This is a genomic window from Acinetobacter sp. AOR12_HL, from assembly GCF_027855275.1.
GTDB lineage: Bacteria > Pseudomonadota > Gammaproteobacteria > Pseudomonadales > Moraxellaceae > Acinetobacter > Acinetobacter baumannii.
In genome coordinates, this window is record NZ_JAKTIJ010000033.1 from 1 (window position 1) to 20,936 (window position 20,936).

Below are 20,936 nucleotides of genomic sequence, written 5' to 3' on the forward strand. Positions count from 1 at the left end.
TGAACCGTACCGGGTTTGTCGGAGAGTCAATATTCTGAGAGACTATCCCGATGACAAAATTAAAATATACCCCTGAAATCAGAGAAAGAGCGGTTCAATTATTGATTGAATCTGAAAAAGATTATCCATCGAATTGGGCTGCGATCACCGCTATTGCTCCCAAGATAGGTTGTAGTCCTGAAACACTACGTGTTTGGTATCAAAAATATTTAGATAAACAAAATCCAGTTAAAGTACAGCAGCTTTCAGATCAAGAACGTATTAAACAACTCGAACGTGAAAATAAAGAACTGCAACGCGCCAATGAGATTCTACGTAAAGCAGCCGCTTTTTTCGCCCAGGCGGAGCTCGACCGCCCACACAAATAATGGTGGATTTTATCCATAATAATAAACAGCTGTACGGAGTCGAGGCGATTTGTAGAATTTTACCGATCGCACCTTCAACCTATTACCGGACTTTAGATCTCACAGTAAATCCAGAACATCGAGCGAAACGAGATTTACATGACTTGCATCATGCTGAGGAGATCAAGCGAATTTGGAAAGAAAGTTCAGGTCGATACGGTGTGCGTAAGGTCTGGCAACAACTGAAACGTGAAGGCTATGTGATTGCACGTTGTACAGTTGCTCGATTGATGCAGAAGCTAGGTATACAAGGTGTTTGGCGTGGTAAGAATAAACAAACTACCCGTAGCCGAGATGACCAAAAACGGGCAGATGATTTAGTGAAACGTAATTTTAGTGCTGATCATCCAAACCAACTATGGGTCGGTGACTTTACGTATATTCAAACTCATTCAGGCTGGGTCTATACCGCCTTTATTATTGATGTGTTTTCACGAGCAATTGTTGGATGGAAAGTATCTACACGGATGAATACAGATATGGTGCTCGATGCATTGGAGCAAGCATTGCATGATCGAGGCATGCCAAAGAATGTGATTCATCATTCCGACAGAGGTGTGCAATATCTTTCCATTCGCTATACCAATCGTTTAGAAGCAGCAAATTTACGAGCATCAGTCGGTACGACAGGCGATTCATACGATAATGCTTTGGCTGAAACGGTGAATGGCTTATACAAAACATAGGTGATTGAATATCTAAAAGCAGTTTGGCAAGGTTTAGCAGATGTACAACTTGCGACACTAAACTGGGTAGATTGGTTCAATAAAAAGCGTGTACACAGTGCACTGGGTTATGTATCGCCTTTTGAGTTTGAAGCAATGTACTATGATAAGATTAACCCGTTAGGTCAGGTGGCCTAACTTAAATAAAAAAGTCTCCGACAAACCCGGTACGGTTCAGTTGCTGCACGCGCTGGTGTCGGCGTGAATACGGTTTCGAATCTTGAAGCGGCACGAAATGTATCTGTTGAAAATTTAGTCCGTATTGCAATGGTCTTGGGTCGATTAAACAAACTTCAGGAGCTGTTTCAACCTCAGCTTAACAGTGTAAAAGATATTCTACGCTATGAAAGTCAAAGTAAGCACCAGCGTATTAAGAGGAAGGGATAATGCTCAACAGTCTTAATGTTTATTACAACGGTTGGGGCGAATCATGGTTATGGGGAACGCTGATTAGTTCAACAGCCACCACAGGTAGACCCACTATTGCTTTTGAATATAGTCCAGAAGCAATACAGCGAGGTTTCAGCTCTCTTCTTATTTACTCCCTTTAAAAGGTCTACCACTGAGACAGGGTTTTCCTACTTATCAAATGGGATTACCTGGTCCAGTCTATGATGCTTTGCCGGATGGTTGGGGCATGTTATTAATGGATCGATATTTTCGAAAAATTGGACTGCATCCGGCACGAATCAGCCCTTTGGAACGTCTAACTTATATTAGCACCCATGCAATAGGTGTTCTCTCCTTTGAACCCTGTGTCGCAGAGATGCAAACTTCAGAGAATATTCCCCTGCCGCAATTGGCACAGGAAGTCCAAGAAGTCCTCAAAGGAGAAGGTGGCGAATTTTTACAACATTTGCTGGTCAGGGTGGCTCCCCCCAAGGTGCCAGATCCAAAGCATTGGCTTACCGAAATCCTGTCAATTTTGAGTTTTCGACGCAAGCTTCTGATCAAAATGAAGCCTGGCTGATTAAGTTTCCTGCTCAGCAAGAGTATCCTGAAGTCTGCGCCATTGAAGCCGTCTATGCAGAATGTTTGCGACTTTGTGCAATCGAGACTCCAGACACCCATTTTTTTAATTTGCCCAATGGTTTAATGGCTTTTGCTTCTAAACGATTCGACCGTCAAAATGGCATGCGGATTCCAATGCAGAGTTTGGCTGCATATACCGGAGCAGACTATAAAGTTCCAGGTAGCCTAGACTATCGCAATTTTCTTCGGGCAACCTTGATGTGTACGCAAGATGTGCGGAAAGGCTGCATACTTTTAAACGTGCTGTGTTTAATGTACTTTTCAATAATCGGGATGACCATACCAAGAATTTTTCTTTTCTCATGGCAAAAAATGGTCAATGGAAATTGGCTCCAGCCTATGATGTGACCTTCTGTGAAGGTCCAGGTGGTTATCATCAAATGGACATTATGGGAGAAGCGCTCAATATTTCTCGAAATGACATACATAAACTCGGTACTTCAGAAGCGAATCTGACTACTCTAGAAGTCGATGAGATCATCTTGGCCATGCATGAAATTGCACTTCAATTTAGTCAAATTGCGCAACGCCTGTATCCTCATCAAATTCGAGAATCTACCCTAGAGATGATTCAATCACGAATTCAACAAAATATTGATTTTTTAACTGAAACCTAAGCGTAAATATAAACTAAGCGCCAACCATCAACTTATAGTTAGTCGCTACATAATCTGTAGAACCTGTGAATTAGCTCGCTTTATAATCACGAATATTAGATGGATCACCGCCAAGATACGTTCTGCAAACGTGAAATCACTACATCCAGATCGAAAATCGCTAAGAAAAAACTATCACCAAAAAAAAAGGTCTGCACTATGAATAGATACAGACCAAACTCTGGATAACTACCAGCACGAGAAATATGTCGCAATTTTGCATAGACATGAATTTGATAAAATCAGCCCAGAAAGCCAGAAATTCATAAAAAATATTTCATCAATCCCCTATAACTTAATCACGTTCATGGTCGATCTTAAATCTTGCGAAAAGTACTCATGCTGACCTAGCCAAACTGTAAAACTCATGTATTCATAGCCTTTAAATGAATCTTTCAATCGTTATATTTAAGGTAAAAACTAGTAATCAGAAGTTATTATCATCCCCATATAAAACAAACATCAGATTAAAAATAATAACTTTGTAAATTATTTATTCCATTTTTTTTATATTTAGTGTTATCTTTCCTAACTTCATCTGGGAGAGTTGAGTTTGATCATAAACCATTCGATAGCCTGCTTGTTGCATTTCTGCGATCAAATTCCGTTGGTCTATCCGTTCTCCCCCTTGATCTTTCGGCAGAAATTGACGTTTACCCCCGCCTAGAATCACATCAACCCCATCTTTTAATTTGACGTTATAACGCTGATAGATATCACTTTGCGAACTTGGTACTAATTGGGATGCTATGTCATTTTCAGCATCACGATGACAAATATGAGCATAAGTCGATGCTGGTGTAGCATGCGTAATGCGAGTTGTTGTGACTACCCCTGTACCCCAACCTCGTGCTTTGGCCAATTCGAGTAAAGTTTGGGTGTCTTGCTTATTTTGATTCTGAGGATTGGTTCCACATTGATGATTTCCGGCCTGATTTGGTTCTACTGCAATTGTTCCAGTCTGCATGGATATCACTTCATTTTTCATTTTTACACCTGTCATATAGGCACCCATCGATGGTGCGCTATCTGTAACCTGTGCACCTTCTGAGAAAGTACGAACAAATGCTGACTCTGGCAGTTGATCTATTGGCAGTTGGCCATCTTCACCAACAGCATAAATTCGTACAGCTGTTAGTGTCGTGATACCCATTCCATCTCCCAAGAAAAAAACCACACGTTGAGGCTGTTTTGATGGTTGTACTGAAGTAGAAGTTGATTGAACAAAAGCAGGACTGTGACAGCCCGTCAAAATAACTGTGCCCAAACTACACCATGCCAAACTTATTAATTTTTTATTAAATTTTTTCTTATGCCAAAGCATTGCATCAACTCATCTTAGGATGGTCGGAAAATACGCTTTAAATATTCAATTTACATGACAAATTTATGAAAATATTATTTTGACTACTTATATAAATTTTCCTAATTGCAAAAAATAGTGTAGCAACTTGCTACACTATTTTTTTACTTTATTTTTCTAACATTCGTTTTAGGAAAGCTTTTAATTCTTGTAAATTTTGATCATCAAATTGGCCCATTTTTAAAGATACCTTTAATGTATTATGGTCAAATTTGATATTACCAGCAACTTTCCCATCATATTCAATTTTATGTACAATTGAAGTTTGAATTACTTCTTTCGTTTCTCTTGACTTAAAGATTTTTTCAGCTAGTGATGCCAGTTTTGTCTGTTCAACTTCTTTTTTAAGCAATTTTGACCATGCTTCGAATAATGCTTCTTTAGCTTTTTCATGGTTTTCATCATGATCTGATAGAAACTTTTTCACTGCTGTAGCAGCGGTCCGTGCTAATAATGACGGCTGTTTCTCCAAATCTTCAATCAACTCTCCAGGTAATTTTTCAAAAGATAAATATTTATACATATCTTCACGATTCATACCTAATGACTTTGCTAACTTCTGCTTATTTTTTTTTAATTTTTCATCCAAAGAAGTTAATCCAACATATATTTCATAATCTGTCAGATCTTCTCGCTTTAAATTTTCAGCTAATGTTAATAAAGCAACTTCTTCATCCGATGCATCAATAATGATTACTTCAATGGTATTCTTATTGAGAAATTGGTGGGCTTTCAATCGTCTTTCACCAGCAATCAACTCATATTTATCATTTATTCTACGAACTGCAATTGGTTGTAATAGCCCAATTTCTTCAATTGATGCTGCTAAATCTTCAATATCTTGTTGATTAAAGAGTTTTCGAGGCTGGTTAGGGCTAGCCTGAATATCTGTAATTTGTACATTACGTCTTAGCTCTTTGACATCGTTAATATGCTCCTTTTGGGCATGTTGATGCTTTTGAGTATTTTGCTGAAGACGTTTAGCCAATAGCTCTTTATTACTTACCATAGTATTTCCAGAATTATATTATCCGACACGCTGAACAATTTCTTGTGCTAAAGTTTCAAAAGCTTTTCGAACTTTTGAGTTTTTATCAACAGATAATAAAGGTTGTTGCAAAATTGCAGCTTGATTAACCTTAGTGCTCATTGGAATTGTGGTATGCAATAATTCTCCAACTTGATTAAATGCTTCATCTTTTATTAATTTACATACATTCTGACGCTCATCATGTTTAATTAATAAAGCACCTAAGAGTTCTAATTCAGGGTTAACTCTTCTAATTTTACTTAAATGATTAATTAAATCAGTAACACCATAGAGACCGTATTGTGAACCAGATTCAATTGGAACAATAACATGTGTCGAAGCGGCTAAAGCATTGCTGGTTAGTAATTTTAAGCTAGGAGGGCAATCAATAAGAATGTAGTCATATAATCCTTCTAGAATTTCCAATTTATTTGAAAGTTCCTCGGATGGTCTTGGTGCATCATCTTTCAATTGATCTTCAGTTTTACCAAGAGTTAATGAGCCATATATTAAGGAAACATTTTTAAATTTTGTTTCTTCTTCTAATGCTTCCGATAATAGACTTATATCACCAATAAGTAATTCAGCTGATGTAGTTTCAACTTCGCTAGGGTGTCTTAATCCTATATGTAAACTTGCATTTGCTTGTGGATCCAGATCAATTACTAAGACCTTATTTCCTAATTCAGCAAGTTCTGAAGCAAGATGTACTACAGTAGTTGTTTTCCCGCAACCACCTTTATGATTAGCTACAGCAATGATTTTAGTTGACATATTTGTCTTAAGGAATTTACTTTGATTTCATTTAATATAAAGATATTTGTAGCAACTTGCTACAGTTCCTTTGTCATATTTTTATCTTTTGAATTCAAAAGATGTGGGAAAAACATTTCTTAACTTTTTTAAAAAATATAGCTAGCTAATTTTAATTATTATTAATTAGTTAATTAGTTAATTATAATTAGACAAGTCTTATTTGTTTAAAAAACAATTAGATAGATTTTTTAAAGTGGAAGGTTTGTCACTAATAAGTGGAAGGCCTGTCACCGATAAGTGGAAAGTTTGTCACTAATAAGTGGAAGGTTTGTCACTAATAAGTGGAAGGTTTGTCACTGATAAGTGGAAGGTTTGTCACTATGGTGGAAGACTTGTCATTGTGATTTATTTTAATGTGTATTTTTTAATTTAAAACAATACAATTCAACTGCTTGTGATGTTGATAAGTTTGTTTTTATTGAAATAAAGGTGGAAGACTTGTCATTAGATGTTTTTTATTCTGTGGATAAAATATTTGTATAAAATTTAATTGATAATATGATGTTTGATAGTCAAGAATACCGGAATGGTGGAAGGCTTGTCACTTTAATGGTGGAATATATGTTGAGTAATTCCACTTTAGTGGTGCTTTAGGCTATTCCTATTTTCAAATTGATTGCTTGAGCGACACAGATGAATTATCAAAGGTGGAAGAACTGTCACTTAAAAGTGTTTGTTTTTATATTTATTCCACCATAAGGCTGAATAGTACCAAAATTGCACTTTAATAGTGACACTTCTTCCACTCTTAAGGTGTTTGATGGGCATAAACTGAGTTAATTTAATGTAAGTAAGAGAAAATAGTGAGCGGTTTGCATCTTCTTCCACTTTTGTGTATAACATGTAGAAAATATTTTAATCTTTCCACTTATGAGCAATCACAACGAACCAGAAGAATTAGAACATCTACCTTATTGTATTGGTAGCATTCGACATAATGGAGTAGTCAGCACTAGTAACCGTCTGATTAGACCAATTGAATTATCATCTAATGAGTATAAAGCTCTTCTTTATGCAATGGCTGTTGCGAATTATGGTGAGAAGAATAATCAAGATCGTGAAATTACAGAGCAAACTTATATTTATTTGCATAAAGATGATTTAGGAGAATTATTAGGATTAGATAAAAAGAATTCCATTAATGTTGCTATTGATCGTATTTATAAAGAATTATCATCACGAGTAGCTCATTTTGTAATTGAAGAGCCCGTGGATGATAATAAGCGTAAAGTTAAAAAAGTACACTCAGTAGTACCAATTATTCGTGAACTCCGTTGGGAAGATGATGCTAAAAATGCTTTGCAGATACGTTTCACCAGTGAAGTACTTCCGTATTTTACTCGTTTAGCAAATGGAAATTTTACGACCTATCAATTGAAAGATTTATTTGCTTTGAACTCTGTAACCAGTATGAGTTTGTATTCATACTTTATCAAAAATGAATTTAAGTATGCTAATCAAGATTCTTATGAGGTTGAACTTTCACTTGAGAATATCAAAGCATTAATTGATATTGGGGAGAAAAAATACGATCGTTGGGTTGATTTTAGACGATACGTTTTAGACAAGATTATTGAAGAAATTAATGAAAAGACTAGTCTTCAATTAGAGTACGATACCATCAAGAAAGGTCGACCTATTGTCGGAGTTCGATTTAAAATTCTTAATAGGCATGCCACTGAAGTTGTTGTATCTAAAACTAATGATAAGACTCAAATCTATTTAGATGTCAATTTTGAGGATAATGCGCTTGTTAAAGAATTAGGTGCGAAGTTCGATATGACTGTAAGGTCTTGGTACATCTATGCAAACGACCCAAATTATAAACAGTTTAGTAAGTGGTTTAAGACAGAAGGGTGCTTAACTGAATCTCAAGCAAATGTGATAGTTAATGATATTATGTTCCAAATGGATTTTGCTGTAGCTGGCAGTTCAATGAGTGAATTTAAGAAAGAAATGAAATATAAATTAAAAAATAATCCAAATTTTGTAAAAGAAAATAGAAAACGATTGAATGAAATCTTTGGAAAAGACGTTATATGACTGTGTAGCAAGTTGCTACACTTTTTACTATAAGATGTAAAATAAGCTTGATATCAGTTTATGTCATATTTTTATAGGGCTTTGTTGCATAAAGGTTTGAAAGATAGAAGCGATCCTAATTGAGCCAAATTCAAGTGAAAACTTGGGTGTGAGGGCGCCCAAGCCTGTAAATTATTTTGTGTAAGTTCCATTTTTTATAAATGATCTTTTAATCGATCATCGAACTGAATCGTAAACCAATTCATTGCTAAACGCCAATTTTGAATTGGCATCGTCCATTTCTTCGCAGCATTTGATGTTGCTAAGTAAATGACCTTCTTTACTGAGTCATCAGATGAAAAGATTTTCCTTTTCTTCGTTGAATGGCTTATTACGCTATTCAACGACTCAATCGCATTTGTTGTATAAATTGCATGACGTATTTCGGCTGGATAGCTAAAGATCGTTCGGATATTTTCCCAATTGGCCCGCCAGGATTCTCCAATTTTGGGATACTGGTGATTCCATTGATCACAGAAGATGTCTAGGGATTTTAAAGCATTTTCCTCTGTACTTGCCTGATAAATCGCTTTCAGACCCGACGTAACAGCTTTGTAGTCTTTCCAGCTTACAAATCTCAGGCTATTGCGTACAACATGCACGATACACAGTTGAATATCAGTATGAGGGTAAACAGAGGCTATCGCGTCAGGGAAGCCTTTTAATCCATCTACACAGGCAACAAGAATGTCCTGTACTCCTCGATTTTTTAGCTCTGTCATAACTGACAGCCAGAATTTGGCACCTTCTGTCTGAGCAATCCACATACCCAGTAATTCTTTTTGCCCATCCATATTGATGCCTAAAGCAAGGTATACGGACTTGTTAATCACATTGGAGTGCTGACGGACTTTGACAACAATACAGTCAAGATAGACAACAGGATAAAGGCTATCTAAGGCTCTATTTTGCCACTCAGTCACTTGCTCAATCACAGCATCAGTAACTTTGCTGATGAGAGATGCTGACACATCGGCATCGTACATTTCTTTGAAGAAGGCTACAATTTCCCTATTAGTCATTCCTTTTGCATACAGTGAGAGGATTTGGTCATCCATACTGGTGATGCGTGTTTGGTGCTTTTTGATAATTTGTGGCTCAAATGAACCTTCTCGATCACGGGGAATATCTAAAGCCAGTTGTCCATCTTGAGTTGTAATGGTTTTAGAACTAAACCCATTACGGCTATTTGAGCCTTTCTTGGGCTGATGCTTTTCATAACCGAGATGGTCTGAAAGTTCAGTATTGAGTGCAGTTTCAATCATGAATTTTTTAAAGACTGCTGTCATTTGGTTTAAGTCTTCTGGTGTTTTTAGACCTTTAGCCAATTCGGCAGCCATACTTTTGATTGTTGCTTCATCCATGTGAAGTACCTTTTGTAATTATCCTCTGAAGGATAAATGAAAATTAAGTACTTACACAAAATTTAGAACAGTCCCGAGGCGCACTGCACCTTAATCATTGATATCACTTTCTAAAGAAAGCCTTAATTCCTTTTTCAAAGCGATCGATTAGAGTGGGGGAAGAATTATTATTTTCTATTTTGTTGATAGTTTCAGTATATACATTTTCTTGTAAGCCTGTAGTTGTACTGTTTTGTTCGTTTGTACTGTCAGGCTCATTGTCAGGCTGAATTTTTAAAGGTGTATATCCAAGAGCTAAAGTTAAGTTATCAATCTTGTCTTTTAATGCCTCTATCTCTTTGTACATAAGTTCTTCACGTACTTTAGCATCTTGTTTATCTTGCCTAAGTTCTTCAATTAATACCTTGTACATTTCAATTGTAGTACTGTCAGTTTCTGTACTGTCAGGCTTACTTGTAAGCTTACTGTCAGGTGTACCGTACACCCTTTGCATTTCGCTTAAATCAATTACCTTTCGATTCTTATTATCAATCTCATAGCTAATAGTACCGTTCTTCATACGATCATAAATTGATGTACGAGCAATACCATATTTTTTAGATAACTCGGTTACGGTAAATTTAGGCATGGAGAATTAGGACAAGCTGATAATTAGTTAAGAGGATAATAGCTGATTTAAATTGATGAAAGGTAATGAGTAAGAGTTGTTTTAGTTATGAGAGGAAGTGTGGTAAAACTGTTCCTAGAAAATGAAAAACCCCGTAACTTTCAAAACTTGGCGGTAGAGAAGTTACAGGGTTGAATCCTTAGAACACGCTTGCACATGATCTGTATCCAATAATACAGAACAAAAGTGCATTTGCAAACAGTGAAGTTATGCAATGCAACAATTATCATTATGCTTAGAGCAATTTACAGACAAGTTACACAACAAACCATATTGCACAAATAATCGGTATTGTATTATTTTTTTTTGCGTGCTTACTATACGTTGTCTGGGCAACGGAAGTGTTTCGACCCGACTCTGGAACGCGATCCGCAGCGACGACTGGGTAATTCCGCACGTTGGCCTGATCAGGTCGCCCCGCTGCACCTTGTCTGAGCAGTTGACCTGCATCAATGGGGCGGGAGATCGCTGTACATTGACTCTTGATACTTTTTCCTGGTAAGCGCAATATCTTACAAAGTCTTGCAAGGATTTCCTTGGCCGGAACCGCAAAGCGACGCGATTGGAGAGGGCTAAATGAAAGCGCACCTACAGGTGATTTTCACGCTCGATGAATTGGCAGCGTACTTGAAAGTCGGCAAGCGGACGCTTTATCGGCTCGCCGCGCACGGGGAAATTCCGGCTTTCAAGGTGGGCGGGACGTGGCGGTTTCGTCAAAGTGAAATCGATCGATGGATCAATGATCAGATCCAAGCAGGCAGAAAGAAGGAGGTGATACGCACAGATGAGCAGCCAAAGTCAGCGGAACACTCCGTGTCGTCTGGGCGCGCTGTCCTTCGCCGCAGGCAAACGGAGTGAGCGAGAGTCTTCAATTTTTCTTCTGGAGGTGTGACATGGACATTGATTTCAAGAAATTGGCTCCCTGGAACTGGTTCAAAAAGGAGCAGGAAGAACAACAGAGCACTGCCTCGCTGCCAGTGCAGCGCAATGACCTGCAGGTGGCGGGTGGGCCCGTCAGTCCCATCCTGCAATTGCATCGCGAGATCGACCGCCTGTTCGACGACGCGTTTCGAGGCTTCGGTTTCCCGACGCTGGCCATGCCACGCTGGCAGTCGGACTGGCCGAGCATGCTGAAGCCGGCGCTGGACATCCAGGAGACCGACAAGCAGTACAAGATCGCCCTGGAAGTACCCGGCGTCGAGGAAAAAGACATCCAGATCACGCTCGACAACGACGTGCTGCTGGTGCGCGGTGAAAAGCGTCAGGAGCAGGAAACGAAAGACGGCGGTTTCCACCGGGTGGAGCGCTCCTACGGCAGCTTTCAGCGCGCGCTGAACCTGCCAGCCGATGCCAACCAGGACACGATCAAGGCCGCTTTCAAAAACGGCGTGCTCACGATCACGATGGAAAAGCGCGAGGCCAGTACGCCCAAGCAGGGGCGCTCGATCCCGATCAACGGCTGACGCGGGGCAGCGCGTTTTTCTCAAAAAACAAAAAGAGATGAAACACCGTGATCGGCGGTGCCTCGTCAGATCAATCTTTACAGGAGCATCAGCATGGACAGAAAACAATGCCAAGTCTGCGGCCAACCCGCCACCGTGCGGGTGGAAGCCAATCTCAACGGTCGTCACAGCACCATGCTGTTGTGTGACGACCATTACCGTCAACTGGTGCGCCAGCAAAAGCGCACCGTCTCGCCGCTGGAAGCCTTGTTCGGCTCGCGCAGCGGCCTGTTCGAGGACTTCCTCGGCAGTGACTTCTTCCGCATCGGCGACGACGCGACGCCGATGGCCGCCGATACCGATGACGTGGTCGATGCCTCGTTCGGCGAGCCCGCCGCCGCAGGTTCGGGTGCGCCGCGCCGTCGCGGCAGTGGTTTGGCCAGCCGCATCAGCGAACAGTCGGAAGCCCTGCTGCAGGAGGCCGCCAAACACGCTGCCGAATTTGGCCGCGCCGAGGTGGATACCGAACATCTGCTGCTGGCGCTGGCCGACAGCGACGTGGTCAAGACCATCCTGGGTCAGTTCAAGATCAAGGTCGATGACCTCAAGCGGCAGATCGAGTCCGAGGCCAAGCGCGGGGACAAGCCGTTCGAGGGCGAGATCGGCGTGTCGCCGCGCGTGAAGGATGCGCTCAGCCGCGCTTTCGTGACCTCCAATGAACTCGGCCATTCCTATGTCGGTCCGGAGCACTTCCTGGTCGGTCTGGCCGAGGAAGGCGAAGGGCTGGCCGCCAACCTGCTGCGCCGCTACGGCCTGACGCCGCAGGCGCTGCGCCAACAGGTCAGCAAGGTGGTCGGCAAGGGCGCCGAGGATGGGCGCGCCGAGACGCCGACCAACACGCCGGAACTCGACAAGTACTCACGTGACCTGACCAAGATGGCGCATGACGGCAAGCTCGACCCGGTGATCGGCCGTGCGCAGGAGATCGAGACCACCATCGAGGTGCTGGCCCGGCGCAAGAAGAACAACCCGGTGCTGATCGGCGAGCCGGGCGTGGGCAAGACCGCCATCGTCGAGGGGCTGGCGCAGCGCATGGTGGCCGGTGAAGTGCCCGAGACCTTGCGCGACAAGCGCCTGGTGGAACTCAACATCAACGCCATGGTGGCCGGCGCCAAGTATCGCGGCGAGTTCGAGGAGCGCGTGCAAAAGGTGCTGAAGGAGATCTCCGAGCACCAGGGCGAGCTGATTCTGTTCATCGACGAGGTGCACACCATCGTCGGTGCCGGCCAGGGCGGTGGCGAAGGCGGGCTGGACGTGGCCAACGTCTTCAAGCCGATGATGGCGCGCGGCGAGCTGAACCTGATCGGCGCCACCACGCTCAACGAGTACCAGAAATACATCGAGAAGGATGCCGCGCTGGAGCGGCGCTTCCAGCCGGTGACGGTGCCCGAGCCGACAGTGGCACAGGCCATCATGATTCTGCGCGGCCTGCGCGACACCTTCGAGGCGCACCACAAGGTCAGCATCTCTGAGGACGCGATCATCGCGGCGGCTGAGTTGTCCGACCGCTACATCACCGCCCGCTTTTTGCCCGACAAGGCCATCGACCTGCTCGACCAGGCGGCCGCGCGCGTGAAGCTGTCGGCCACGGCCCGGCCGGTGGCCGTGCAGGAGCTGGAGTCCGAACTGCACCAGCTGCGGCGTGAACAGGATTACGTGGCCGCGCGCAAGCAGTACGACAAGGCCGCCGAGCTCGGCAAGCGCATCGAGGCCAAGGAGGCCGAGCTCAAGAAGCTGATCGAGGGCTGGGAGCGGGAGCGGGCCTCCGGCAGTGCCGAAGTCAAGGCAGAACACGTGGCCCAGATCGTTTCGCGCCTGACCGGCATCCCGGTCAACGAGTTGACGGTGGAAGAGCGCGAAAAGCTGCTGCACCTGGAACAACGGCTGCACGAGCGCCTGGTGGGACAAGACGAGGCGGTCCGTGCCGTGGCCGATGCCGTGCGGCTGTCTCGCGCGGGCTTACGCGAAGGCAGCAAACCGGTGGCTACCTTCCTGTTCCTGGGCCCGACCGGGGTGGGCAAGACCGAGCTCGCCAAGGCGCTGGCCGAGTCCATCTATGGCGATGAAGGTGCGCTGCTGCGCATCGACATGTCCGAGTACGGGGAACGCCATACAGTGGCACGTCTGGTGGGGGCGCCTCCGGGTTACATCGGTTACGACGAAGGCGGTCAGCTCACCGAGAAGGTGCGGCGCAAGCCCTACAGCGTGTTGCTGCTGGACGAAATCGAGAAGGCTCACCCCGACGTCTACAACATCCTACTGCAGGTGTTCGACGACGGGCGGCTCACCGACGGCAAGGGCCGGGTAGTGGATTTCACCAATACCATCATCATCGCCACCTCGAACTTGGGCTCGGACATCATCCAGCGTCGGCTGAAGGCCCGTAGCGCCGCCGGCGAGGAATACGAGAAAACCAAGTTCGAGGTGATGGACGTGCTGCGCGGACACTTCCGCCCCGAGTTCCTCAACCGCATCGACGAGATCATCGTCTTCCATGCGCTGGGCAAGGAGGAGATCCGCCATATCGTCGGCCTGCAGCTCGATCGTGTGGCCCGCAACGCCGCCAGCCAGGGCGTGATGCTCACCTTCGATCAGACGCTGATCGACCATTTTGCGGAAGAAGGCTACAAGCCGGAGTTCGGTGCGCGTGAACTCAAGCGCCTGATCCGCAGCGAACTGGAAACGACGCTGGCGCGCGAGATGCTCGGCGGCGGCATTGGCAAGGGCGATCACGCCAGCGCCCGCTGGGACGACAAGGCCGAACGGGTGGTCTGCGAGCGCCAGGAGCCACCCGCGAAGCCGGCCGAGCCTGAGAAGCCCGATGCCGCGAAGGCGGCCGAGACGCCGCCGAGCGACGCGAGCAAGCCTGCGCGCAAGAAGAAGTCAGCGGGCGGCGAATCTTGAGCGATGGGGCTGACATGGGCAGCCAACCTCGTGCCGCTGATCGATCAGGGCAAGATCGAAGAAGCCAAAGCCGCGCTGCAGTCAGCGCTCAGCACGCTGGTCGAGGAGCTCAGCGTGCTTCCGCTGCCCGTCCTGCGTGCGAAGCTGCTCCTGAAGCGCGCCGAGCCCCTGGTAGAAGATGGTCAGCGCAGCGAAGCATCCAATGAGCGCCTGGAGACATTGTTGAACGAAGCCCGGCAGCAGTTGGAAATGGCAGAACTGCTGGGCTATGGTAAAAGGAAGGACTTTGAGCCCCTGTACGCTGAACTCAAGAAAATCAAGGAAAAGACGGGAGGGGGAGGCTGCGGAAAAGGCTGGCTCGATGAAGTCAAGGCAAAACTGTCCAAGTTGTTCTGAAACCGCTGGAGAGGGGGCGCATAGCGCCCCCTCTCTTGTCCCATGAGTGTTTGATTTTTTATTTTGTATAGATCTTTAGGAGATATTGCATGAACACAGATACCATCGCCAATTCCAATGCGGATGACCCCACCAAAGCACTGTGTTCGCTGAGCCAAAATTGGTGGCTTTTTGTGCTGCGCGGTGTCTTGGCATTGATTTTTGCAGCCCTCGCGTTCTGGATGCCACAATCGGCTCTGTTGGCCATGACCATCATGTTCGGCGCATTTTCCTTGGTCAATGGCGCGTTCAACTTGTTTGCAGCGGTGCGCCATATCCAGAAAAAAGAGCGCTGGGGCTGGCTGCTGTTCAGTGGCATTGTCGGCATACTTACGGGCTTCGTCGTCCTGGTTGCTCCTTGGGTCGCCACGATAGTCTTGGCTTCTTTTTTATGGGCTAGCGTGGGCTTCTGGGCGATTTTCACTGGTGTGCTGGAGATATCTGCCGCCGTTCGGCTGCGTCGGGAAATCAAGGGTGAAATCTGGCTTGCCCTCAGTGGACTGCTCTCGAGTATACTTGGTGCTATCGTTTTGTGGATATTTTTTACCCGTCCGGTCGAGTCATTCGTGGCCGCAGGCTGGCTGTTGGGTTTCCATGCGGCAGTCTATGGCGTCACGCTTTTGTTCTTTAGTTGGACTCTTCGCAAAACGCGCCTGGGGTAAGAGCGTGCCAAACCAAAATCTATGGATATGAGCATCCTCGATTCATACCTCCATAGAAATGACATCGAAGGAGTCATACATGCAGATGCAATATAGCTATCGAGCTATCGACAAAGAGTTTCATGAACCTTGGCAGAGAGCTTTGGGAAATGTGATCGAGCACGCCCTCAAGCCATTGCTCGACAAACACACTAAAGATTCAGCGCAACTTCAAATCGTCCTTGATCGCGACAAGATCAAGCGGCAATTTCTGGCCAGTGGCTATATGCACCTGCCCGGCAAAAAGATTGTCAGCGTTACTGCATCACATGACGAGCTGACGCCCCTCGCGCAGATGCTCGCAAAGTCGTTGTTCCGTCAGGCCAAGAAGCATTTTGACCGACTGCATGCTCAGGATCAAATCAAGCGCAAAGCACGACGCGAGCGCTTGCGCGAGCTCAAGGTGCGGATTGCCGCAAAACCCGCATCAGCCGCCCATAAGGCCGAGGTGACCCGAATGCCTCTACTGTCGAAACTTGAGGCTGTCGCAAGGCGTGAGCTGGCTTATCTGCGGGCCGTCGGCGATTTACCGCGCGATTATCCGACGCTACGCGACGTGGTGGATGAAGCGATTGTCCGAGCTGAGGTGGAATGGCAATCCGTGCCGGGGGAAAAAGAGGCTTACACCGGTCTTTTGAAGCATCTGTTCGCCGTCCTGGATAACGAAGTGGCAAGAAGCCGGCAATTTGGCGAATTCGTTTCTCTGGACGCGCCGGTCGAACCGGATGCCCAAGACGTGGCCGAGGCCATGGTGGAAGAGGAAATCTTCGAATTTTATCAGCCCGATGACACACTCAAGCTGGCCGATATCTTCGCTGGCAGTCAGCATCCCGATGTCGCAACGATCGCGGAACAGGAGGAGCTGATTGATCGGTCGAGCGAGTTCGCTTTTGCATTTGACCTGCTGAAGGACATGCCGCGTTTGTGGCGGCGCATTTTTCTGCTTATCCGTGTGGACGGGCTGAATGCCAGCAGCGTCTCTGAAATCCTGCTGATTCCTAATAAGGAAGATGCTGTCCGAAGGTGGCTCATGCAGGCCGAAGCATTCATCGCTGCTCATCTGGAAGAGGCCGGAGTAAGCAAAAACGGGAACGATTGGCTCCAAGGCGTTGATTGGTCGGCATTGTCTGTGACCCGAAGCGAGGCAGCCTCACTGTGGTCCAAGGAGGCGAACCATGAAGAATGATCTTCACCTCGTCTGCCCGCATTGCAAGTCCATCAACCGCGTACCGACTGCGAAGCTGTCGGAACATCCCAACTGTGGCCGCTGCCAACAGCCCTTGTTCACGGGCGAGCCCATCGAGTTGACCACGGCGACGTTCTCGCGCCACGTGGAGCGCAGCGATCTGCCGCTGCTGGTCGATTTCTGGGCGCCATGGTGCGGGCCGTGCAAGATGATGGCGCCACAGTTCCAGCAAGCGGCGCACCAGCTCGAACCGAGGATCCGGCTGGCGAAGGTGAATACCGAGGCTGAGCCCCACCTGGCCGCGCAGTTCGGTTTCCGCAGCATCCCGACGCTCGCCCTGTTCCAGGGTGGGCGGGAGATCGCCCGTCAGGCCGGCACGATGGGCACGCAGGACATCGTGCGCTGGACGTCGACGCAAGTGGGACGCTGACCGATGCAGGGCTTGCTTGGTGCTACGTTAATCCTGCTGGCGGCTTGCAGCCTAGCGGCGATGGCGACGGCGGCGTTCAGAGTGCCCGCCTTGCTGGGGTATCTCTCTGTCGGCGTTGTACTGGGCCCCTCAGTCATCGGCGTGATCGCGCCGGGGGAGACGCTGAGCTTTCTGTCCGAGCTGGGCGTGGCGCTGCTGTTGTTCATGGTCGGACTGGAATTCTCCCTCGGACACTTCTGGCTCGCCCGCAGGACAGTGCTGATGGCGGGCGCTCTGCAGATGATCGCCGTGGCCCCGCCGCTGATCCTGCTATTGATGTGGCTGGGGCAGCCCGGCCAGAGCGCCGTGCTGCTCGGCACTGCGGCGGCCATGTCGTCCACGGCGCTGGTCAGCCGACAACTGGCCGACCAAGGCGAGCTCACCACCCGCCACGGCCGCAGTGCCATCGCCGTGCTGGTCTTTCAGGACCTGGCCAGCGTGCCCCTGCTGGCCTTGCTGGCGATCTGGGCGCGCGGCGAGTCGCCGAAGATCGAGCATGTGCTGCTCGAAGTATTCGGTGTGCTGCTGCTGTTCGCGGCAGCGGCCCTCGCCTCGCGCCGTCTGTTGCATGGCCTGCTGGGCTGGGTGGCGCGGCGGGGCCACGAGGAATCGTTCGTGCTCGTCTCCTTGTGCGTGGTGGTGGCTGCCGCCGCCGCTGCGCACGCGGTCGGCGTATCCGCCGCCCTGGGGGCCTTACTCGCCGGGATGGTGCTGGGCGAGAGCGACTTCCGGCACCACATGGAAAGCCACCTCAGGCCGTTTCGCGATGTGCTGTCGGGCCTGTTCTTCGTGACCATCGGCCTGCAGCTGGATGTCGCGCAGATCGTGGCAGCACCGCTGGCGGTACTGGGCTGGCTGCTGGCCTTGGTGCCTCTCAAGATGGGGCTGAACTTTCTGGCGCTGCGCGCAACCCGCCTGTCGGCGCTCGACGCCTGGCGCACAGGCATCGTGCTGGGGCATGGCGGCGAGTTTGCGCTGCTGCTCCTGGGCATGGTCATGCAGCAGCACTTGGTTGCCGCCAACGTGGTGCAACAGATGCTGGTCGCGCTGGTGCTAAGCATGGGGTTGGCGCCGCTCCTGATCCGACACCATGACCGTTGGGCGCGGGCATTCAGCCGCTCGGGCGCACTCGGTCAGCCACCGCAGGCCGAAGAAAGCGAAGTCGCCGAGCGGGCGCGGTCGTTGCGCGACCATGTGATCATCTGTGGGGCGGATGAAGTCGGGCTGCTGCTGAGTCGAACGTTGCGCCTGGCAGGCGTGCCGCATTTGCTGCTGGAATCGGACCGCCAAAGGGTCGAAGCGGGTCGTGCGATGGGGGCGCCGGTGTCGTATGGCGATGCCAGTCGGCTCGACACCCTGGCCGCCGCCGGATTGGCCCATGCCCGTCTGGTGGTGCTGACGCTTGTTCGTCCGCAGACGGCCGAGCGCATTGCGCGAGCGGTCCTCGAACGCCGCCCGACCTTGCCCTTGGTGGTGGCCACTGACCGCGTAACGGATGCCCAGCTTTTGCGTAATCTGCCCAATGTCAGGCTGTACCCGTTGTACCTGGCTTTGGGACTGGGGCTGGCCGAGCAGGTGCTGTTGATGCTGGGCATCAATGCCGACTACGTCAACCGCCGGATCGAGGAATTACGGCAGACACTCAGTGAGTCAGGTGGGGATAGACCATGAACGGGCCGGCCATTGGGTTGATGGTGTCGCTACTTGCCAATATTGGCATGGCGGTTGCGCGTGGGGTTTTGCTCGTACCAATCGCCAGAGGTGCGACGAGCTGAAGCTTCGCCAACAAGCGAAAATCGACGACAACGAACGGATCGCCATCGCCCTGGAAGGCGCAGAATTGGGGTTCTGGGAATGGGATATCGCCACCGACAGCTTCAGGCTTTCTGCCCGCAGTCTGGCGATGTTCGGCTTCACCTCCGACGACGAGAAGATTGGCGCCACCCATGCCGCATGGCAAGCGCGTATTCACCCGGAGGATTTACCGGTCATTCTGGCAAAGGTGCGCGCTTATCAAAAAAACCCGTCGGAGCGATTGGAGTGCGAGTACCGCGTTCGTCATCGATCCGGCGTTTCGATTTGGGTTTTGGATCGCGGCCGATGGCTGGGTGACGCGGGCAGGCAACTGATAGTCGGCACTCTGCTCGACATCTCTTCTCGCAAGGAAATGGAGCAGCAGTTGCTGCATATGGCGATCACCGACCCCTTGACCGACTTGTCGAACCGGCGGGCGTTTAACGAACGATTACAGCTAGAATGGGAGCGCCTCAAACGCAGCCCCGAGATACAAGCAGCACTTGTGCTCTGCGACATCGATCACTTCAAGCGCATCAATGACACCTATAGTCAAACCGTTTAATTGCCCATACACTCGTTAAAGAAACGACTAAAAAGCTTATCTATTGATGTCATTTACAACGAACTAAGCGACGTTACAAAAAACTATGCGACAAATATTTTACTGAAGTAAAAAACAAATTGTTAACCTGAGATTGGTAGGTGTGGTTATGTACTCTTAAAAGAAATACGCATTCAGATGTATAATATTAGAAATTTATAAAAAATAAATTAAAACACACTTAACTCAATTAATTATTTTTCGAGACGAGAAATTTTAATAAATTCAGTAAGTTGAAAATTAAGAGCTTTTAACCAATCATGTAATTCAATTATATCCAATCTTCGATCTAAATTTTCTACTTTGGCTACATAGGACTGATGTTTTTTTAAAGATGAAGCTACTTCTACCTGAGTTATATTTTGTTCCTCACGTATAGAAATTAAACAATGAATTAAACCAATATATCTTGGGTCATGTATTGAGCTCATAACCTAAGATGGTGTACTATTCGCAAAAATATCCCAAAATGGGATATTTGGTTTTGAATGATGGCTATCTATGACGAAAAGACAAATCCTACAAAGATTGTTTTTACGTTTCCTTATGAACAATACTTTTTATAAAAAAGAGTTTGTAGAAATATGGGCGTTATTTATAGGACACAAAAACAATTTTAACAATCTTGAAAACTTTGAAGCTATACATAGCTTTTTTATACGAGATTGGCTTTGTTGCACAAAGATTTAAAAGTTAAGACTTCTCATATCTACTCAAATTTAAGTGACAACTCGGGTATGTGGTCTGCCTAAGTCCGTAAATTTATTTAATACTGCCATACGTGCATGAATCTCATTGACTTGGCTTTGAAAATTTCTCGCACTGAGTTTATCCCCCAATAATTTGATGCAATGCATCTTGGTTTCAACCAAACTTCGCCGATGATAGCCTGACCATTTCTTCCAAATAGTTCTTCCTAAACGTTTAACTGTTCGAAGCAACTCATTGCGTTCTAGCGAGCTCATCTTTTTATCTTTCCATGGCTTCGCATTTTTTCTTGGTGGAATCACTGCATGTGCTTGCCGATTCGCAATGACCTGTCGGCACTGTTTGGTATCATAAGCTCCATCGGTATAGACGGAGTCAACTCTCTCATCTTGTGGAATCTGATCGAGTAAATCACCAAGTACCTGTGAATCACTCACATTGTTGGTTGTGAGCTGAACAGCGCGTATTTGTAAGGTTTTAGCATCTATACC

General features: G+C 47.0%; 14 protein-coding genes, 6 pseudogenes and 1 other annotated feature. Of the genes and pseudogenes, 13 read left to right on the top strand and 7 right to left on the bottom strand.

Annotated features, from left to right (window positions below; translation table 11 throughout):
• Window positions 1–50: 50 nt before the first annotated feature.
• The 3 pseudogenes from MKL36_RS15835 to MKL36_RS15845 all read left to right on the top strand — a co-directional run bounded on the left by MKL36_RS15835 (window position 51) and on the right by MKL36_RS15845 (window position 2,781).
• Window positions 51–1,270: pseudogene (locus MKL36_RS15835) on the top strand (IS3 family transposase).
• Window positions 326–442 (top strand) — a sequence feature (AL1L pseudoknot). Its footprint overlaps the pseudogene before it by 117 nt.
• A 39-nt stretch (window positions 1,271–1,309) precedes the next feature.
• A pseudogene (locus MKL36_RS15840) lies at window positions 1,310–1,519 on the top strand (helix-turn-helix domain-containing protein); the annotation flags it as partial.
• Window positions 1,519–2,781: pseudogene (locus tag MKL36_RS15845) on the top strand (type II toxin-antitoxin system HipA family toxin). The pseudogenes MKL36_RS15840 and MKL36_RS15845, both read left to right, overlap by 1 nt.
• A 562-nt stretch (window positions 2,782–3,343) precedes the next feature.
• On the opposite strand, the pseudogene MKL36_RS15850 reads toward MKL36_RS15845, so the two are convergent.
• The 3 genes and pseudogenes from MKL36_RS15850 to MKL36_RS15860 form a co-directional block, all read right to left on the bottom strand.
• Window positions 3,344–4,144, bottom strand: a pseudogene (locus tag MKL36_RS15850) (alkaline phosphatase); the annotation flags it as partial.
• A gap of 148 nt (window positions 4,145–4,292) precedes the next feature.
• Window positions 4,293–5,192 (bottom strand): ParB/RepB/Spo0J family partition protein, encoded by a 900-nt coding sequence (locus MKL36_RS15855; protein ID WP_000254417.1) that lies wholly within the window; start codon window positions 5,190–5,192, stop codon window positions 4,293–4,295.
• Between the two features lie 18 nt (window positions 5,193–5,210).
• Window positions 5,211–5,987, bottom strand: a complete 777-nt coding sequence (locus MKL36_RS15860) for a ParA family protein (RefSeq protein WP_000104830.1) — start codon at window positions 5,985–5,987, stop codon at window positions 5,211–5,213.
• 912 nt (window positions 5,988–6,899) lie between these two features.
• On the opposite strand from MKL36_RS15860, the gene MKL36_RS15865 reads away from it, so the two are divergent.
• Window positions 6,900–8,072 (top strand): replication initiation protein, encoded by a 1,173-nt coding sequence (locus MKL36_RS15865; protein ID WP_000064930.1) that lies wholly within the window; start codon window positions 6,900–6,902, stop codon window positions 8,070–8,072.
• A gap of 194 nt (window positions 8,073–8,266) precedes the next feature.
• Here the strand turns inward: MKL36_RS15865 and MKL36_RS15870 are convergent, their stop codons facing one another.
• Both MKL36_RS15870 and MKL36_RS15875 read right to left on the bottom strand, forming a co-directional pair.
• Window positions 8,267–9,475, bottom strand: a complete 1,209-nt coding sequence (locus tag MKL36_RS15870) for an IS256-like element ISAba26 family transposase (protein WP_002050494.1) — start codon at window positions 9,473–9,475, stop codon at window positions 8,267–8,269.
• 103 nt (window positions 9,476–9,578) lie between these two features.
• A complete protein-coding gene (locus MKL36_RS15875) occupies window positions 9,579–10,103 on the bottom strand; it encodes a hypothetical protein (RefSeq protein WP_004740176.1) in 525 nt (174 codons plus the stop codon).
• 615 nt (window positions 10,104–10,718) lie between these two features.
• Between MKL36_RS15875 and MKL36_RS15880 the strand changes: the two genes are divergently transcribed.
• From MKL36_RS15880 to MKL36_RS15920, 9 genes and pseudogenes are all read left to right on the top strand, one after another.
• Window positions 10,719–11,000: a helix-turn-helix domain-containing protein gene (locus MKL36_RS15880; protein ID WP_017397315.1), complete on the top strand. Its 282-nt coding sequence runs from the start codon at window positions 10,719–10,721 to the stop codon at window positions 10,998–11,000.
• A gap of 35 nt (window positions 11,001–11,035) precedes the next feature.
• Window positions 11,036–11,605, top strand: a complete 570-nt coding sequence (locus MKL36_RS15885; RefSeq protein ID WP_021510886.1) for an Hsp20/alpha crystallin family protein — start codon at window positions 11,036–11,038, stop codon at window positions 11,603–11,605.
• A 93-nt stretch (window positions 11,606–11,698) separates the two neighbouring features.
• On the top strand, window positions 11,699–14,548 hold the full coding sequence (gene clpK, locus MKL36_RS15890) for a heat shock survival AAA family ATPase ClpK (RefSeq protein WP_004740178.1): 2,850 nt from the start codon (window positions 11,699–11,701) through the stop codon (window positions 14,546–14,548).
• 27 nt (window positions 14,549–14,575) lie between these two features.
• Window positions 14,576–14,944: pseudogene (yfdX2, locus tag MKL36_RS15895) on the top strand (heat resistance protein YfdX2); the annotation flags it as partial.
• Between the two features lie 89 nt (window positions 14,945–15,033).
• Window positions 15,034–15,645: a heat resistance membrane protein HdeD-GI gene (gene hdeD-GI / locus MKL36_RS15900; RefSeq protein ID WP_021510884.1), complete on the top strand. Its 612-nt coding sequence runs from the start codon at window positions 15,034–15,036 to the stop codon at window positions 15,643–15,645.
• Window positions 15,646–15,724: 79 nt separating this feature from the next.
• The gene (locus MKL36_RS15905) at window positions 15,725–16,870 is read left to right on the top strand and encodes a hypothetical protein (protein WP_005134239.1); all 1,146 of its coding nucleotides are present in this window, start codon (window positions 15,725–15,727) and stop codon (window positions 16,868–16,870) included.
• A complete protein-coding gene (gene trx-GI, locus MKL36_RS15910; RefSeq protein WP_005134238.1) occupies window positions 16,860–17,300 on the top strand; it encodes a heat resistance system thioredoxin Trx-GI in 441 nt (146 codons plus the stop codon). Before MKL36_RS15905 ends, trx-GI begins: the two co-directional genes overlap by 11 nt.
• A gap of 60 nt (window positions 17,301–17,360) precedes the next feature.
• On the top strand, window positions 17,361–19,010 hold the full coding sequence (locus tag MKL36_RS15915; RefSeq protein WP_425286038.1) for a cation:proton antiporter domain-containing protein: 1,650 nt from the start codon (window positions 17,361–17,363) through the stop codon (window positions 19,008–19,010).
• A complete protein-coding gene (locus tag MKL36_RS15920; protein WP_227521656.1) occupies window positions 18,985–19,698 on the top strand; it encodes a GGDEF domain-containing protein in 714 nt (237 codons plus the stop codon). Before MKL36_RS15915 ends, MKL36_RS15920 begins: the two co-directional genes overlap by 26 nt.
• A gap of 233 nt (window positions 19,699–19,931) precedes the next feature.
• On the opposite strand, the gene MKL36_RS15925 is transcribed toward MKL36_RS15920, so the two are convergent.
• Together MKL36_RS15925 and MKL36_RS15930 are read right to left on the bottom strand one after the other, a co-directional pair.
• Window positions 19,932–20,168 carry a helix-turn-helix domain-containing protein gene (locus MKL36_RS15925; RefSeq protein WP_000094887.1) on the bottom strand — a complete coding sequence of 79 codons (237 nt, stop codon included), beginning with the start codon at window positions 20,166–20,168 and terminating at the stop codon, window positions 19,932–19,934.
• A gap of 288 nt (window positions 20,169–20,456) precedes the next feature.
• Window positions 20,457–20,936 (bottom strand): annotated as a pseudogene (locus MKL36_RS15930) (IS5-like element ISAba13 family transposase); the annotation flags it as partial.

Bases quoted from the DNA above. Each gene is read 5' to 3' on its own strand.
- MKL36_RS15875 (WP_004740176.1), bottom strand. From the start codon at position 10,103: ATGCCTAAATTTACCGTAACCGAGTTATCTAAAAAATATGGTATTGCT.
- hdeD-GI (WP_021510884.1), top strand. From the start codon at position 15,034: ATGAACACAGATACCATCGCCAATTCCAATGCGGATGACCCCACCAAA.
- MKL36_RS15885 (WP_021510886.1), top strand. From the start codon at position 11,036: ATGGACATTGATTTCAAGAAATTGGCTCCCTGGAACTGGTTCAAAAAG.
- MKL36_RS15865 (WP_000064930.1), top strand. From the start codon at position 6,900: ATGAGCAATCACAACGAACCAGAAGAATTAGAACATCTACCTTATTGT.
- MKL36_RS15905 (WP_005134239.1), top strand. From the start codon at position 15,725: ATGCAGATGCAATATAGCTATCGAGCTATCGACAAAGAGTTTCATGAA.
- MKL36_RS15855 (WP_000254417.1), bottom strand. From the start codon at position 5,192: ATGGTAAGTAATAAAGAGCTATTGGCTAAACGTCTTCAGCAAAATACT.
- MKL36_RS15860 (WP_000104830.1), bottom strand. From the start codon at position 5,987: ATGTCAACTAAAATCATTGCTGTAGCTAATCATAAAGGTGGTTGCGGG.
- MKL36_RS15870 (WP_002050494.1), bottom strand. From the start codon at position 9,475: ATGGATGAAGCAACAATCAAAAGTATGGCTGCCGAATTGGCTAAAGGT.
- MKL36_RS15925 (WP_000094887.1), bottom strand. From the start codon at position 20,168: ATGAGCTCAATACATGACCCAAGATATATTGGTTTAATTCATTGTTTA.
- MKL36_RS15915 (WP_425286038.1), top strand. From the start codon at position 17,361: ATGGCGACGGCGGCGTTCAGAGTGCCCGCCTTGCTGGGGTATCTCTCT.
- trx-GI (WP_005134238.1), top strand. From the start codon at position 16,860: ATGAAGAATGATCTTCACCTCGTCTGCCCGCATTGCAAGTCCATCAAC.
- clpK (WP_004740178.1), top strand. From the start codon at position 11,699: ATGGACAGAAAACAATGCCAAGTCTGCGGCCAACCCGCCACCGTGCGG.
- MKL36_RS15880 (WP_017397315.1), top strand. From the start codon at position 10,719: ATGAAAGCGCACCTACAGGTGATTTTCACGCTCGATGAATTGGCAGCG.